Source organism: Schaedlerella sp. (genome assembly GCF_056796775.1).
The window spans coordinates 75,350-90,950 of sequence record NZ_JBQIKP010000009.1; the positions used below are offsets into that span (position 1 = coordinate 75,350).

12 protein-coding genes are annotated in these 15,601 nt (G+C 51.0%); 10 read left to right on the forward strand and 2 right to left on the reverse strand.

The genetic code is table 11. The features are described 5' to 3' along the window. Position 1: 1 nt before the first annotated feature. From ACTOY7_RS06690 to ACTOY7_RS06705, 4 genes are all read left to right on the forward strand, one after another. Entirely contained in the window at positions 2–1,705 is a 1,704-nt protein-coding gene (locus tag ACTOY7_RS06690) for an AAA family ATPase (protein WP_482670310.1), read from the forward strand. Positions 1,706–1,721: 16 nt separating this feature from the next. Beyond that, the gene (locus ACTOY7_RS06695; protein ID WP_482670311.1) at positions 1,722–4,649 is read left to right on the forward strand and encodes an alpha-L-rhamnosidase; all 2,928 of its coding nucleotides are present in this window, start codon (positions 1,722–1,724) and stop codon (positions 4,647–4,649) included. Positions 4,650–5,023: 374 nt separating this feature from the next. Beyond that, the gene (locus tag ACTOY7_RS06700) at positions 5,024–5,620 is read left to right on the forward strand and encodes a recombinase family protein (protein ID WP_160281661.1); all 597 of its coding nucleotides are present in this window, start codon (positions 5,024–5,026) and stop codon (positions 5,618–5,620) included. A 300-nt stretch (positions 5,621–5,920) separates the two neighbouring features. Next, positions 5,921–6,367, forward strand: coding sequence for a hypothetical protein (locus ACTOY7_RS06705; protein ID WP_160281660.1), 447 nt, complete (start codon positions 5,921–5,923; stop codon positions 6,365–6,367). A gap of 49 nt (positions 6,368–6,416) precedes the next feature. Here the strand turns inward: ACTOY7_RS06705 and ACTOY7_RS06710 are convergent, their stop codons facing one another. Both ACTOY7_RS06710 and ACTOY7_RS06715 read right to left on the reverse strand, forming a co-directional pair. Further along, positions 6,417–7,049, reverse strand: coding sequence for a type II toxin-antitoxin system antitoxin SocA domain-containing protein (locus tag ACTOY7_RS06710; protein ID WP_482670312.1), 633 nt, complete (start codon positions 7,047–7,049; stop codon positions 6,417–6,419). A gap of 215 nt (positions 7,050–7,264) precedes the next feature. Next, positions 7,265–7,834, reverse strand: a complete 570-nt coding sequence (locus ACTOY7_RS06715) for a glycerol-3-phosphate responsive antiterminator (RefSeq protein WP_482670313.1) — start codon at positions 7,832–7,834, stop codon at positions 7,265–7,267. 441 nt (positions 7,835–8,275) lie between these two features. Here ACTOY7_RS06715 and ACTOY7_RS06720 point away from each other — a divergent pair, with 441 nt between their 5' ends. The 6 genes from ACTOY7_RS06720 to ACTOY7_RS06745 all read left to right on the forward strand — a co-directional run bounded on the left by ACTOY7_RS06720 (position 8,276) and on the right by ACTOY7_RS06745 (position 15,593). Next, the gene (locus ACTOY7_RS06720; protein ID WP_482670314.1) at positions 8,276–9,709 is read left to right on the forward strand and encodes an NAD(P)/FAD-dependent oxidoreductase; all 1,434 of its coding nucleotides are present in this window, start codon (positions 8,276–8,278) and stop codon (positions 9,707–9,709) included. Positions 9,710–9,731: 22 nt separating this feature from the next. Continuing rightward, the gene (locus ACTOY7_RS06725; RefSeq protein ID WP_482670315.1) at positions 9,732–11,000 is read left to right on the forward strand and encodes an NAD(P)/FAD-dependent oxidoreductase; all 1,269 of its coding nucleotides are present in this window, start codon (positions 9,732–9,734) and stop codon (positions 10,998–11,000) included. A gap of 3 nt (positions 11,001–11,003) precedes the next feature. Continuing rightward, positions 11,004–11,375 carry a DUF1667 domain-containing protein gene (locus ACTOY7_RS06730; RefSeq protein WP_160281655.1) on the forward strand — a complete coding sequence of 124 codons (372 nt, stop codon included), beginning with the start codon at positions 11,004–11,006 and terminating at the stop codon, positions 11,373–11,375. A gap of 72 nt (positions 11,376–11,447) precedes the next feature. Then, a complete protein-coding gene (locus ACTOY7_RS06735; RefSeq protein ID WP_482672021.1) occupies positions 11,448–12,812 on the forward strand; it encodes a GGDEF domain-containing protein in 1,365 nt (454 codons plus the stop codon). A gap of 86 nt (positions 12,813–12,898) precedes the next feature. Continuing rightward, positions 12,899–13,879 (forward strand): Wadjet anti-phage system protein JetD domain-containing protein, encoded by a 981-nt coding sequence (locus tag ACTOY7_RS06740; RefSeq protein ID WP_482670317.1) that lies wholly within the window; start codon positions 12,899–12,901, stop codon positions 13,877–13,879. Positions 13,880–13,961: 82 nt separating this feature from the next. Continuing rightward, entirely contained in the window at positions 13,962–15,593 is a 1,632-nt protein-coding gene (locus tag ACTOY7_RS06745) for a hypothetical protein (RefSeq protein ID WP_160281652.1), read from the forward strand. Positions 15,594–15,601 lie beyond the last annotated feature (8 nt).

Below are 15,601 nucleotides of genomic sequence, written 5' to 3' on the forward strand. Positions count from 1 at the left end.
CATGACGGAGATGAAAAAACTTCCGATTGGCATAGAGTTTTTTCGTGAATTTAAGTCTGACAATTTTTACTATGTGGATAAAACCGGTTTCATTGCAGAACTTCTCCGAACCAGAGGGAGTGTCAATCTATTTACAAGGCCTCGGCGCTTTGGAAAAAGCCTGAATATGGATATGCTCAAATCCTTTTTTGAGATTGGGGCGGATGCCTCACTGTTTGAAGGACTTGAGATTTCCAGGGATACGGAACTGTTCGGGCAGCATTTGGGGAAGTATCCGGTGATATCTATTAGTCTGAAGGATGTGGAAGGCGAGGACTTTCAGGCGGCGTATGATATGCTTGGCGCCCGCATCAGCGAGGAAGCAGAACGTTTCAGCTTTCTTTTGGAGAGTGACAGGCTGACAAAATCTCAGAAGGCAAAGTTTCAGAAATTATTAGACGAGGATTTTGATAAGAGCTCAGTACTTTATGGGAGTATGAGGCTGATGACAGAAGTTCTGTGCAGGCATTATGATTCCCCGGTGCTTGTTCTGATTGATGAGTATGACGTGCCGTTGGATAAAGCTTATCAGGCCGGATATTACCCTAAGATGGTTCGGCTGATCCGGTCCTTGTTCAGCCAGGTGCTGAAAACAAACGCGAATTTGTATTTTGCCGTGATCACAGGATGCCTGCGAATTGCGAAGGAGAGTATTTTCACAGGACTGAATAATTTCAAGGCGCGTTCGACCGCAAGCGTTGATTATGCAGAGTATTTCGGATTTACGGACATGGAAGTGGAAGAGATGATGAAATATTACGGCGTGGAAGACCGTTTCCCGGATATGAAGGAATGGTATGATGGATACCGGTTCGGCAATTTGGATGTCTACTGCCCATGGGATGTGATCAGCCAGTGTGATATATTAAGAGTGGAAAAGGATGCGGCAATGGAGCCGCACTGGGCGAACAGCAGCGGAAATGTGATTGTTCATGATATCCTGAAAAACGCTACGGAAGCGACAAAAGCAGAGATTGAGATGCTGATATCCGGTGAATGCGTAGAAAAAGAAATCATCCCTGAGTTAACGTATACAGATCTGGACAGCCGGGAACCTAAAATCCGCCAGAAGTATTTGTGGAGTGTCCTTTTTGCCGCAGGCTATCTGACGGATATGGAGAAGCCAAACGGCAGAATGCATAAGCTGGTGATTCCCAACAAAGAAGTTCTTGGAATTTATGAAGACAAAATACGTTCCTGGTTTGAGTCGAAAGTAACAGGCAGTACAGAACAATGGAGACGGTTCTGCACCGCGATTAAGAATGGTGATGTAAAAAATGTCGAGATACTTTTTAATGGATTCCTCTCCGAAGCGATCAGTATCCGTGATACTGCCGTGAAGAGTGAAATGAAAGAAAACTTTTATCATGGTTTGCTGCTGGGACTTTTGAATATCGAGGGGAGTTGGATCGCCAAGTCCAACATAGAGTCTGGTATTGGATATACAGATATAAAAATTACAGTTCCCGCAGAAAAAATTGGCTGCATTATAGAAGTGAAATATGCGGAGAATGGGACATTTGACGCAGCATGCAGGAAAGCGATGAAGCAGATCGAGGATGAGGGATATGCTTCATCGCTCCGGCAGGAGGGAATGGAGACGATTCACAAATACGGGATCGCCTGCTACAAGAAGACCTGCAAAGCGGTATACGAAAAAGAATAGAAAGGAACCACCAACCATGGAAATCACACACTTAAAAGTCAATCACCTTGTCAACCCTTTGGGCTATGATCTGGGTCAGCCCACCATCTCTTACGTGGTAAGGGACACCCTGGCCAAGAAGCAGGAGAAAGCCCAGGTTCTTGTCTCGCTGGATGAGGATTTTTCTGCTCTCCTCTATGACAGCGGCGAGATAGATACCATCATCAGCACCGCATTTCCCCTGCCCATCAATCTGGAGCCGGAGACCCGTTACTTCTGGAAGGTGCGTGTCTGGGCGGACAACGGAGAATCCGCGGAAAGCCCGGCGGCATGGTTTGAGACCGCCAAGGGCGGAGAATGGCAGGCGGACTGGATCACCCCCTGTACCCCGAAGGAAATGCAGATGTCTGTATTCAAGACATGGACCGTCACCAAACCGGTGGCCCGCTGCAGGATGTACCTGACGGGCGTGGGCCTCTATGAGCTGTACATAAACGGCGAAAAGCAGGGGGACGAGTGCCTCCTTCCCGGGTTCTGCGACTACGACACCTGGATCCAGTATCAGACCTATGAGATCATGCTTCACTCCGGTGAAAATGAGATCGAGGTCCTGCTGGGCGACGGCTGGTACAAGGGCTGGTACGGCCTCCGCCAGACCGAGGAAAACTACGGGGATCGGCTGGCATGCATCGGCGAGCTGCACATTTTCTATGAGGACGGGACGTCAGAGGTGATCGCCACGGATTCCACCTGGCAGGCCAGAAAAAGCAGGGTGGTATCCAGCGGCATCTACCCGGGAGAGGTGTATGACGCGGCTTTGGACATCAGCGAAACCTTCCCGGTGGAAAAGGCAGACCTGGACAAAGGAAAGCTCTCTCCCCGCCTGAGTCCGCCCATCAAGATCCATGAACGGATCACGCCTGTGGAGCTGATCCATACCCCCGCCGGGGAAACGGTGCTGGACATGGGACAGAACATGGTGGGCTGGCTGGGCTTCCATTGTAAGGCGCCGAAGGGAACGAAGCTGTATTTCCAGTTCGGCGAGATCCTGCAGGACGGGAATTTTTACAATGACAATCTGCGGACGGCAAAAGCGGAATTTACCTATATCGCAGACGGAACCGAGTGCGATGTGCGGCAGCATTTTACATTTTACGGCTACCGCTTCGTGAAGATCACCGGATGGGACGGGGAGCCGGATGTGAATGATTTCCGGGGGCTGGTCATCCACTCTGAAATGGAAGAAGTAGGGGATATCGAGACCTCCGACCCGCTGGTCAACCAGCTGATCCACAACGCAAAATGGGGACAGAAGGGCAATTTTGTGGACGTGCCTACGGACTGCCCCCAGAGGGACGAGCGCTACGGTTGGACGGGGGACGCTCAGATCTTCAGCGGAACCGCCTGCTTCAACATGGACACCTATGCATTTTACACAAAATACGGCAAAGACATCTATGCGGAGCAGCAGAAGCTGAACGGCAGTGTTCCCGATGTGGTTCCGGTGGCGAATTATCCCGGCGACGGGTCCACCGCATGGGGGGAGGCGGCCACCGTGATCCCCTGGAATGTCTACCTGCATTACGGCGACAAGGGCATCCTGAAACGCCAGTACGCCAGTATGAAGGCCTGGGTGGATTATATGAAGGGCGAGGATGACAGATCCGGCGGTAAGCGTCTGTGGCAGAGTGGCTTTCACTACGGCGACTGGCTGGCCCTGGACGGAAATGTGGACGGCGGCGTGTATGGGGCGACCGACCCGCACCTGATCGCCTCTGGATATTACTATCATTCCACGATGATCGTGGCAAAGGCGGCGAAGATTCTGGGAAAGGAAGCGGATGCAGAAGCCTATCGAACACTTGCGGAAGAAATTCGAAATGCGTTTATCCGGGAATATTTTACCCCGGCAGGGAATCTGAGCGTGGATACGATGACGGCGTATGTTGTGGTATTGTATATGGGCCTGACACCGGACTATGCCTATGAAAGAGTGTGCAGAGGGCTTCTGAATAAGCTGAAAAAGAATCGTTATCATCTGAATACCGGGTTTGTGGGGACGCCGTACCTGTGCCGGATGCTGTCCGAGAACGGCATGAATGATCTGGCCTATCATCTGCTTCTGGAAAAGGGATTCCCGGGGTGGCTGTATGAAGTGCTGATGGGCGCGACGACCGTGTGGGAGCGGTGGAATTCCGTGCTCCCGGACGGAAAGATCAGCGGGACAGAGATGAACTCCCTGAACCATTACGCGTACGGCTCCATTGTGGAATGGATGTACCGCAACATGCTGGGGATCCAGCCCATGGAGGAGGGCGCTGGGTTCAAGAAATTCCGGGTTGCGCCTGCGCCCAATTATCAGATCTCCTGGGCAAAGGGGTGTCTTCGGTCGGCGTCGGGAATGATCAAGAGCTCCTGGAGGATTGACGGGAAGAAATTGAAGATCATCGTGACCGTGCCCTTTGATGCGGAGGCAGAGATCGTGCTGCCGGATGCGGATGTGAATGAGATTAGGAGGCTGTTGGGAGCGGGAGAGAATGCGATGCAGAGACAGCCGGGTGCGGGAGAAGGCTGCGGGGACAGCGATGCCGGCCGTGTCAGCAGCACGCAGGGAGGCAGCAGTGCAGATGCGGTTTGTGAGAGCAGTGACAGCAATAACAGCGGAACCCGCAGGATCACACAGACCGGCAGCAGCGTTACAGTAGAAGCAGAGGCTGGGACGTATGTTTTTGAATACGAACCGACAAAGCCGTACCGGAAGGTCTACAGCATTGATTCCCCGATGGAAGAACTGATGGAAAATCCGAAGACCAGAAAGATATTGGAAGAAAATTATCTGTGCCGGTTTAAGAATATTCCGTTTGAAAAGGAACTGTTTACACTGGAAGAGCTGATGAACGGGCCGTTTACAAGCCTGCCGCGGGAAGAGTGGGAGGCGCTGGACGCGAAGCTGAGGAACTGTTAAGAATGAGCTTTTCATACGACGCGGGACGAGACGTACTGCGGTACACCGATTGACAATAATGCCGCAGAAGAAGATTTAGACAAGTGATTTGCCTGGCTCGAAGGACATGCAGGATGAATGTCTTTCGAGCCGATTTTATGTCTGCGGGCAGAAGGTTGTGATTATACTGGGAGCCAGAAAAATCTGCCGCACAGTATAATGTTGATAAAAATACAGGTATAGGGAACTTTTTTGCGAAATAAATGCCAAAAAGTTCCCTATATAAAGGAATAAAAGTTCGTTGCCAGGAAGTTTATTCTCTCTAAATAAGAACTAGAGTTTCCTCTATAATGAAAAATGACAATATTTAGTGGGTTACAAAGGAGGAAACCATTATGGAGGGAACAATGTATGGTTACATCAGGGTCTCTACAAAGGACCAGAATGACGACAGGCAGCGCATCGCCATGAAAAAGTACGGCGTGGCAAAGGAAAATATTTTCTCGGACAAGCAGTCCGGCAAGGATTTCGAACGCCCGGGGTACAAAGCGCTCCTGAAACAGATCCGAGAGTGCGATACGTTGATCATTAAGAGTATTGACCGATTGGGGAGGGATTTCAATGAGATCATCGAACAGTGGCGGCATATCACGCTGGAAAAGAAATGCGGAATTGTGGTGCTGGATATGAAGCTTTTGAACACGGGACTGGACCGGAGTCTCCTGGATCGTCTTGTGGCGGAAATCATGCTTATCGCTCTTTCTTATGTGGCGGAGACAGAGCGGGAAATGATGCGCCAGCGTGTTGTCGAGGGAATCGCCGCGGCAAAAGCAAGGGGAGTGGCAGTGGGGCGAAAGCCCATTCAGCTTCCGCAGAACTTTGATTTTATCTGGGATCTCTGGGCACAGGGAGAACTGTCCGGGCGGGAAGCGGCGAGGCAGCTGGGGGTGGATAATCATACCTTTGCGAAGTGGGCGAAGGAGTTGGGGTGATATGGCTGCAAAAAGGTGCTGTATCGGTGGTGTAAAATCAGCTTGAAAAGTCCGGCGTATCAGACTCTTTTAGTAGTCACTGTCAAAAAATATGGGGCTGTTGCACGAACAGTGTGCTTCGGCCCCTGCTTGACTTTCTTATTTGGTGGAATGTATATTTTGTATTCTGCATGTTGATAATTATTTTATTACCATGTATAATACTTCCTATATTCCTCATTTTATGCAGATACCAAATATTCAGGGATAATCTGGGTGAAGGATAAAAAATGCCAGTATGTATTTAGAAAGGAATCCAATATGATGGATACAGCAGCACCACAAAAACCACCCCTCTCCCCCACGGAGATTAAAACCATCAAAACTATCCTCAACCAGCCCCGGCGCCTTCCAAAAGACTGGGACTGTATCAAAAGCCTTCTGCAGTCCAGAAGCCTTTTTACCGTGCATCCTGCGGATGAGGCTCTGTTCCGCCGCTTTACCATAGACGGCGTACTGTACGATCAGGATGTACTCCTGGCATTCACAGACCCGGAAGACTGTGAGGAATATGGGAGAAGATACGCTGCGGTGCGGATCGGCAGGGAATTCAATATCGTTACCGTATCGTATGAAGAGATCATCCGTATTGCGGAACAGCATGAAAAAGATGTATATATTGACCTGAGAAAGGAATTTGAAGAGCGTTTCCTCGTATATGACGGAAAAAGAAAGACGCTCCACCTTTGCATCAACCAGGGTGTCTGAAAAAAAGAGGGGCATGATCGCCCCTCTCCTGGCTGAACCAATACATATTCTAATTGTGATAATATTCCATCATCAGACTGTTCGGAATGTCCTTATTATCGCTTTCCCCTTCTTTCAAGTTTCCCCTGGTTTCTTTCCAGGGTTTTTCCATATGAGTGTATGCTCTCAATGTGTCCCCATCCTCATTTCCATATGTGCAGATCACATGATCCATGTGTCTCTTTTCCGACTCCGAGAAAGCATGAAGTAAAGGGTAGTTTGATTTCCTTACAATCCGTCTGGATTTATGGGTATCGAACAGTTTTTTGTTGACCGGACCATTTGCGTAATCTTTAAAGGTGTCATTGATAAATACGGTCTTGTAGATGCCAAGACACCAAGCCTGACAATAGTAAACTAACTTTTGCAACATCCATGTGTCAATGGCGTTCAATTGATCCAAAACATAGGAAGCGATATCAATAGAAGATGCATTTGTAAACTCAATATCTTTATCATCTTCCGGCGGAACTTCCCTCCCAAGCTCTTTGGCAAAAGCAATCCATTCTTCAATCATAATGTCGGCATTTTTAAGGGATTCGTCAATCGTGGCTCCATCCGCCATACATCCGGGCAACGATGGGACGTTTGTAATATAAGCATTGTCGTCTTTACTCCAATAGAACATCTTATTATATGCCATCTTCGAGTCCTCCTTCGCCAAGTTTATACTTGCTGACGATATTTCTGACTTGTTTTACCTGATACGACTTAATCTTCCCATTCTTAGGCTGAATATTGATTAGTTCAGGAATATCGGTTCATTTATCGGCTTCTCTCTTCCTGATTTCTTTTGTTTACGCTTTTAGTATATAGCATTTGACTGAATCCGTCAATCTCCCCACTAATCTTGCTTTATTACATCCCCCAAGCCTCCGGATTGGTTGTGGAAATGGCCACCGCCCCGGCGTTCAGCGCATGGATGATATCCTCCTTATCCGAGATCAGCCCCCCGCAGATGACCGGGATCGACAGATTTTCCGTGATGCGGCGGGTCACCTTCGGCATGATCCCCGGAAGGATCTCGATCATATCCGCAAAGGCTCCGTCCTGCTTCATCACATTCTCCAGGGCCATGGAATCCAGAACAAAAAACCGCAGGATCGTAAACAGGCCCAGTTCTTTTCCGCGCTTGATCATGGCCGGCTTTGTGGAAATGATCCCATCCGCATCGGTGGCCTTCCGGATAAAATCTACGGATATTTCTTTATTTCCCAATCCGCTGATCAGATCTATGTGTACGATTGCAATCTTCCCCGCATCCTTCACCGTTTTAACAATCTCATCAATACTGCAGACGTCCCCGAACAGGATAAAAACGACCTTTGACTCCTGCCCGGTACATCGGCGGACGCCGTCCCAATCCTTGATGGCCATGATGACCGGCGTGTCCTCAATGATCTCCCGGATCTGTTCCTTACCCTCCATGCTGTGTGCCTCCCTCTGCCATTCCTTCCTCCATACAAAAAACAGGGCATCATATAGCTCTTGAAACTATACCTCCCTGCTCAAAAATCTCCGATAATAACGTTATATTTAGTGTAGCACAGCAGTTTCCGTAATGCAATAAAAAAATAAAAAATGACAACTTGTAATTGTAAGGAATCCGTGTTAGAATAAATTCAGCAGATTTCGTTGATAGTGAGTATCATGGAGGTAACATTCTGTCAGATCATATATTTCCGGCAGAATGGCTGCAAGTTTCATAAGTTAAAGTTCATTCAGGCTTTGAGCGAGGAGAGAAAGTCAGATGAAAGGAATAGGCATATAGAGCATATGTCTGTTCTTCATCTGGCTTTTTTGTTCTATAGGAAACTTCGCCGACCAGTCAGCTTGCGATGAACCCATGAAATGATGGAGGAAAAGAAGATGTATGATGTTGTAATTATTGGTGCGGGAGTTTCCGGCACCGCGTCTGCGAGAGCGCTGTCCGCATACGATCTGAAGATCTGTGTGGTGGAGAAGGGGGAGGATGTTTGCTGCGGCACCTCAAAGGCTAACAGCGCGATCGTGCATGCAGGCTACGACGCGAAACCAGGATCCCTGATGGCGAAGCTGAACGTGCGGGGCAACAAGATGATGCCTCAGGTGGCGAAGGAACTGGATGTGCCGTTCAACCCCTGCGGCTCCCTGGTAGTCTGCCGGGAGGAGGAAGATCAGGAGCTGCTGCAGGAATTGTATGACCAGGGCATTGCAAACGGAGTGGAGGGTTTAAAGATCCTGAACCGGGAAGAAACCCATGCCATGGAGCCAAACCTGGCAGATGAAGTGACAGCGGCCCTGTGGGCACCTTCCGCGGGGGTGATCTGCCCCTTCCTGCTGAATATCGCGTATGCGGAAAATGCCTGTGAAAACGGAGTGGAATTCCGGTTTGACACAGAAGTACAGGAGATTGAAAAAATAGACGGCGGCTACCGTCTGCTTACGGAAAACGGTCCCCTGGAGACGAAGGTCGTAGTCAATGCGGCCGGCGTCCATGCGGATCGATTCCATAATATGGTCAGTGCGGACCACATCCATATCACGCCCAGGCGGGGGGATTACTGCCTGCTGGACAAGACCGCGGGCGATCTGGTCTCCAGGACCATTTTCCAGCTCCCCGGCAAATACGGCAAGGGCGTGCTGGTATCTCCCACGGTCCATGGAAATATCATCGTCGGACCTACGGCTATTGAGCAGGAGGACAGAGAAGCAACGGCGACCACCCGGGACGGGCTGGACCAGGTGATCAGCAAATCCGCAAGGTCCGTGAAAAACATCCCCATTCGCCAGGTGATCACCTCCTTTGCGGGACTGCGCGCCCATGAGGACGGAGGGGAGTTTATCATAGAAGAGCTGAAGGATGCGAAAGGCTTTGTAGACTGCGCGGGAATCGAGTCGCCGGGACTGGCAAGTTCTCCGGCGGTGGGGGAATATGTAAAAGAGATTGTGGTCAATATCCTGCGCCCGGTCCAAAAGGCAGACTATAAGGCAGAAAGAAAAGGGATCCTGGATCCGAAGACATTATCCGCTGAGGAACGGAACGCCCTGATCAAAGAGAACCCGGCTTACGGAAATATCATCTGCCGCTGTGAAAAGGTGACGGAAGGGGAAATCCTGGATGCCATCCACAGACCCCTGGGAGCCAGGTCGCTGGACGGGGTAAAACGGCGTACACGCGCGGGAATGGGAAGATGCCAGTCCGGCTTCTGCTCGCCGAGGACCATGGAGATTCTGGCAAGGGAGCTGGATCTGGATATGTCGGAAATTACGAAGTGCGGAAGAGGCTCCGGATTGATCGTAGGAAAGAATAAAGAAATTTAAATACTATTCAGGAGGGAAAACCATGAAGAATTATGATCTGGTGATCGTGGGCGGCGGTCCGGCCGGCCTTGCCGCGGCGGAAGCAGCCAGAAAAAACGGAATTGAAAATATGATCATACTGGAGCGGGACAAGGAACTGGGAGGAATCTTGAACCAGTGCATTCACAACGGATTCGGCCTTCACACCTTCAAGGAAGAGCTGACAGGTCCCGAATACGCGCAGCGCTTTATCGACCGCGTAAAGGAGCTGGAGATTCCATATAAATTAAATACCATGGTGCTGGATATTTCACGGGATAAGAAGGTTACCATCATGAACCGGGAGGAGGGACTGCAGGAGCTTCAGGCCAGGTCCGTGATCCTCGCTATGGGCTGCAGGGAACGGCCCCGGGGCGCTCTGAACATCCCGGGCTTCCGTCCGGCAGGGATCTATTCCGCGGGAACGGCGCAGCGCCTGGTCAATATGGAAGGCTTTATGCCAGGCCGGGAAGTCGTGATCCTTGGATCCGGCGATATCGGCCTGATCATGGCAAGGCGTATGACCCTGGAAGGGGCGAAGGTGAAGGTGGTAGCGGAACTGATGCCCTACTCCGGCGGCCTGAAACGAAACATCGTGCAGTGCCTGGACGACTTCGGGATTCCGTTAAAGCTCAGCCATACGGTCATTGATATTGATGGAAAGGAGCGGGTCAAGGGGATCACGCTTGCCCAGGTGGACGGGAAGGGAAAACCGATTCCGGGCACCGAAGAATACTATTCCTGTGATACCCTGCTGCTCTCGGTGGGTCTGATCCCGGAAAATGAACTGTCCAAGGAAGCCGGCGTGGAGCTCTCCCCGGTGACCAGCGGCCCGGTGGTCAACGAAAGCCTGGAAACCAATATCCCCGGCGTATTTGCCTGCGGAAACGTGCTTCACGTTCATGACCTGGTAGACTTCGTGTCCGAGGAAGCGGCGGCGGCCGGAAAAAATGCTGCCAGATATGTTTTGGAAGCCGCGGATATGGACTCTGCGGAAAAAGAGGTTCCCATCGTACCGACAGGCGGCGTCCGCTATACGGTGCCGTCCCATATCCGTATAGACAAGATGGAAGAACAGTTAAAGGTCCGTTTCCGCGTGGGGGCGGTCTATTCCGGGTGTTATGTCAGCGTGTATCTGGATGAGGAGCGGATCCTGCACAGGAAGCGCCCGGTCATGGCGCCCGGCGAGATGGAGGAGATCCTGCTGAAAAAGCAGCAGCTCCGGGAACATGAGGGACTTGCGCGGATCACTGTGAAGATTGAGGAGGCATAAGCGATGAAGAAGACAGAACTGACCTGTATCGGCTGCCCCATGGGGTGTGCGGTGACAGTAGAAATGGACGGCGCGGGAGAGATCACCGGTGTGACAGGCCACACCTGTAAACGCGGGGAAGACTACGCCAGAAAAGAAGTGACGGATCCGACAAGGATCGTGACCTCCACCGTAAAGGTAGAAGGCGGTACGCTGGAGATGGTTTCCGTGAAAACGAAAGCCGACATTCCCAAAGATAAGATGGCGGAATGCGTGGACAGCCTCCGGGGTGTCTGCGTCAAGGCGCCGGTTCATATCGGGGACGTGATCGCGGCAGATATTGCCGGAACAGGGGTTGATATTGTAGCAACGAAGGAAGTTCCGGCTTTTGTGTGAAATTTTTTACACATTTTCCCCCAAAATCTGTTATAATAAATTGATTGTTTCCAAAATAAAGGGGGAAATGCTATGGAAATCGAAAAGCAGAAAACGGTCAAAGGTATCAGGATCCGCACCATCAACAGCGTGATGATCTTGATGGCATGTGTATTATATATATTGGTCATTTACGCGACGATACAGGTTTCTCTCCGGTATGACGAGCTGATCGCCGCAACCAACGACTATATCGCCTGCGAAAAAAACGCGGCGCTTGTACGGGAGGGCTCCGATTATCTTACGGAGGAGGCGCGGCTGTACGCTGTTACTTCGGATCTCCAGTATATAGACGCCTATCTGAAGGAAGTGAACGAGACAAGGCGCCGGGAGAGGGCTCTGGACGAGCTCGGCAAGTTTTCCTTCAGCCAGAAAGCGAGTGAATACCTGGAGGCAGCACTTTTCAATTCCAACAAATTGATCTCCAGAGAGCTTTATGCGATGAAGCTGGTCTCCTCTGCAAAAGGGGCAGCCGAGAAGAACCTTCCCGGAGAAGTAAAGGATATCCAGCTTACGGCGGAGGACAGCGAGCTTTCTGCGGAGGAGATGCTCAGTAAGGGCCAGGATATGGTGTTCAACGATGCCTATCAGGAAGCCAAGGCGGGGATCATGGAGGACATCGGTCTGTTTCTGGATGATATTGTGGCGGAAACCGGGCAGAGACAGGCAGTCAGCGTGGAATCCCTGCAGAGCATGATCACGCAGCAGAGAGGGTATATCAGCATCCTGTTTGTACTGAATCTCCTGGTGTTCATTATGATCATCGCGCTGGTCATGCGGCCGCTGCGGCATTTCATCAGCTGTATCAAAGAAGGCCGGCTGATGGAGGCCGTCGGTTCCTACGAGTTCCGGTATCTTGCTCTGACTTATAACGACATTTTCGAGGCCAATGCGACCAGTCAGGAACTGCTGCGCTACAAGGCCGAGCATGACACGCTCACCGGAATCTCCAACCGGGATTCCTTTGACCGGCTGCGTGAGATCATGAAGTCCGGTACGACCCCGCTGGCGCTGCTCCTGATGGATGTGGATGAATATAGAAAGATCAATGACGGATACGGCCGCGATACCGGAGATTTGGTTCTGAAGAAGGTGGCAAAGATCCTACAGGATCAGTTCCGAACCAGCGACTATATCGCGCGTATCGGCGGGGATGAATTTGCCGTGATCATGACAGACATTACTCCGGAGCTCAAAGACGCGATCATCAATAAGCTCGTTTCCATCAGTACGGAGCTTGGGAAGAGCAGGGACGGGTTCCCAAAGGTGACGATCAGCACCGGGATCGCATTCTCCCCTGCCGGGATGGATGACTCGACCTACCAGAAGGCGGAAAGGGCGCTGTGCTATGTGAAAGAATACAGCCGGAGCGGATACAAATTTTACGATGAGCTTTAGTGTGCCATCCAGCCGGAAATTGAACTTATGAGCTGTCGGGTTCTGGCCGGATGCTGTACTAGGGTAAATCGGGAAGGAGGCGGCCGGTGAAGCGAATCTCTCTGGAGCAATTACTGAAACCATACCAAAATGAAAACTACGCCGGCCAGTACCGCCGTATCCGCGGCCTGCTGGATTCCGGAAGGATCCGGCCGGTGAAGGCGTCCGGCACCAACGGCAAGACACCGGTCCTGTACCGGGAGTACTGGCTTGCAGAGGAACAGAAGAATTATGAAGAGCTGCGGGAAGAGCTGATGTATCAGCTTGTCCCGCTTCTTTCCGTGGATTATTATCTAAATCACCTTTCCATCTACGAGCAGGACAGGAAATGGGTCCTGCTGCTGAACACCTATCTGAAAGAACGGCGGGAGCTTTTGGAACATCAGGAATCGGTCAATGAGCGCAGCTTCGAGATCTGGAACCGGGAAAAATTTCTGTCCCGGGAGCAGGGAAAAAAGATTTTGAAGCGCTGCGGGCTGGAGTTGGATCTGCTAAATGTGTACGGGACTTCGGAGCCGCTTTCTTACTATTCCCACACCAGGGACGTGCCCCAGAATCTGCTGATCCTGGAAAATAAGGACACCTTCTACAGTATGCGCCGGCATTTGCAGGGGGGAAATGAAACGATCCTGGGGGAGCGGATCAAAACACTGATCTACGGCGCGGGGAAAAGGATCTGGAGATCCTTTCAGGACTTTGAACTCTGTGTGGAGTCCTATATGAAGGCGGAGGGAAACCGGATCTTCTATTTCGGGGACCTGGACTACGAAGGGATCGGGATCTATGAAAGCCTGGCGGAGCTCTGCCGGGATTCCCGTGAGATCCTCCCCTTCGTTCCGGCATATGAGGCCATGATGAAAAAGGCCGGACAGAGGGAAGACCTGCCGGAGACGAAGGAAATGCAGAACCGGAATATCCGGGAGGCGTTCTTTTCGTATTTCACACCGGAATGTGCGGAAACCATGCGCCGGATCCTGGAAGAGGAGAAGTATATTCCGCAGGAAATATTGAATATTTCAGACTTTTAACCGCCGTTTTATTGGCCGGATGCCTTGCGGCAAGGTAAGACACCGTGAATAATACTGATTTTTATAAAAGAGGAAACATCAGATGCAGTATGAATTTTTAAAGCATTTTCCGAGAAGGATGAAAAATGTTGGGCTGTACACGGTCCTGATCCAGAACAGCCTGCAGAAAACGACCTGGAAGCAGCGCGGATTTCAGAAAACGGACGAGCAGTTCAACCTGATCTTCGCCGTGATGCTCTACATCATGGAGCAGTCGCTGAAGGAGGAGAACTGTACCATGGACGATATCGGCGCCTATATCGACGCGATCAACGTCCAGTATTTCCGGAAAGACATGTCCTACGAGGACTGCCGCGGACTGGGGGATTTTATCGTCAATGTGATCCTTTCCAACGAGGGAAGGGCCATGCATTTTGACGGCTATGACTTCGAAGAGAACGCATATCAGAGCATGCACATCAGCTACGTGGCGAACAGGATCGTCTATGTGGATCAGGATTTCAAGCGCACGTCTTATTACCTTACGGATGACGGGTACAATCTTTTACTGGCAACCCTGGAAATCGAGAATAATATGAAGCTGACCATCCATGAGATGATCTTCCAGATGCACCTGGAAAAGCAGAGCTATGACAAAGCCGCGGATGAGATCAAGAACGTATTTAACCTGCTTCGGATCCAGCTCCAGAAGATCCAGGAAGCGATGGGGAAGATCCGGAGAAATGCATTGAATTATTCGGTTCGTGACTACGAGCAGATCCTTCATGAAAATCTGGAGACTATCGACGATACCAAGAAAAAATTTCAGAATTATCGGGAAATGGTAAAAAGCCGCGTGCAGGAGCTGGAAGAGACCAACATCAATGTCCGGCGGCTCAGCCCGAAGGAGGAGGAAAAACTCAGGCATCTGCGGGAGATTGAGTGGTATCTGAACCGCGCCATTGACGAACACCAGAAGATCCTGGGGAGCCATTTGGATTTAAAAGCATTGTACACCCGGGAGCTGGAAGACCTGACCCGGATGTCGCTGATCCGGCGTTTTTCCCTGCGGACAGAATTATATGATAAGCTTCTGGAAAATCCGGCCGCTCTGGAGGAGCTGGAATATTTCCTGCGGCCCCTGTTCAATCAGGACGCGGAGAAGGTCTACAACCTGAACAAGGCGTTCCAGCTGCAGCGCCCGGTGCGCAGACAGACAGAGGAGGATACCCGGGAAACGATTGATTTTGACGAGGAAGCATGGGAGCGGGAACAGGAACGCCTCCGGAGGGAAAAGCTGAAACGCTATGAGCAGAGCCTGACTGTACTGCTGGAGCAAGCTGTCCGCGCGGAGAAGGGGGAGATCACTCTGGAACAGGTGGAGGAGCGGACTCGGGAACAGGTGGAGTTCCGTGACCGGCTGATCCCCAATGTGGAGATCTTCAAGGAGATCATGGTGGAGCTGATCAGGAACCGGGAAATGGAGCTGGATGTGCTGCGAAAGGAACGGAGCCAGTTCATCCAGGACCAGCAGGAGGAATTTCAGCTCAATGAGATGCTGCTGCAGCTGACCGAGGAAAATCCGGAGCTGTCGGATGTACAGCGGATTCGGGTGGAACGCCTGGAAAAGGCCGGGACAGTGACCTTTGCGGGGATCCGAAATGAAAACGGGGAACGGAAAGACATTCGGTGTTCGAATGTGCGGATCTGTGTGGATCTTAAAGAAGGGGCATAGGAGATTTG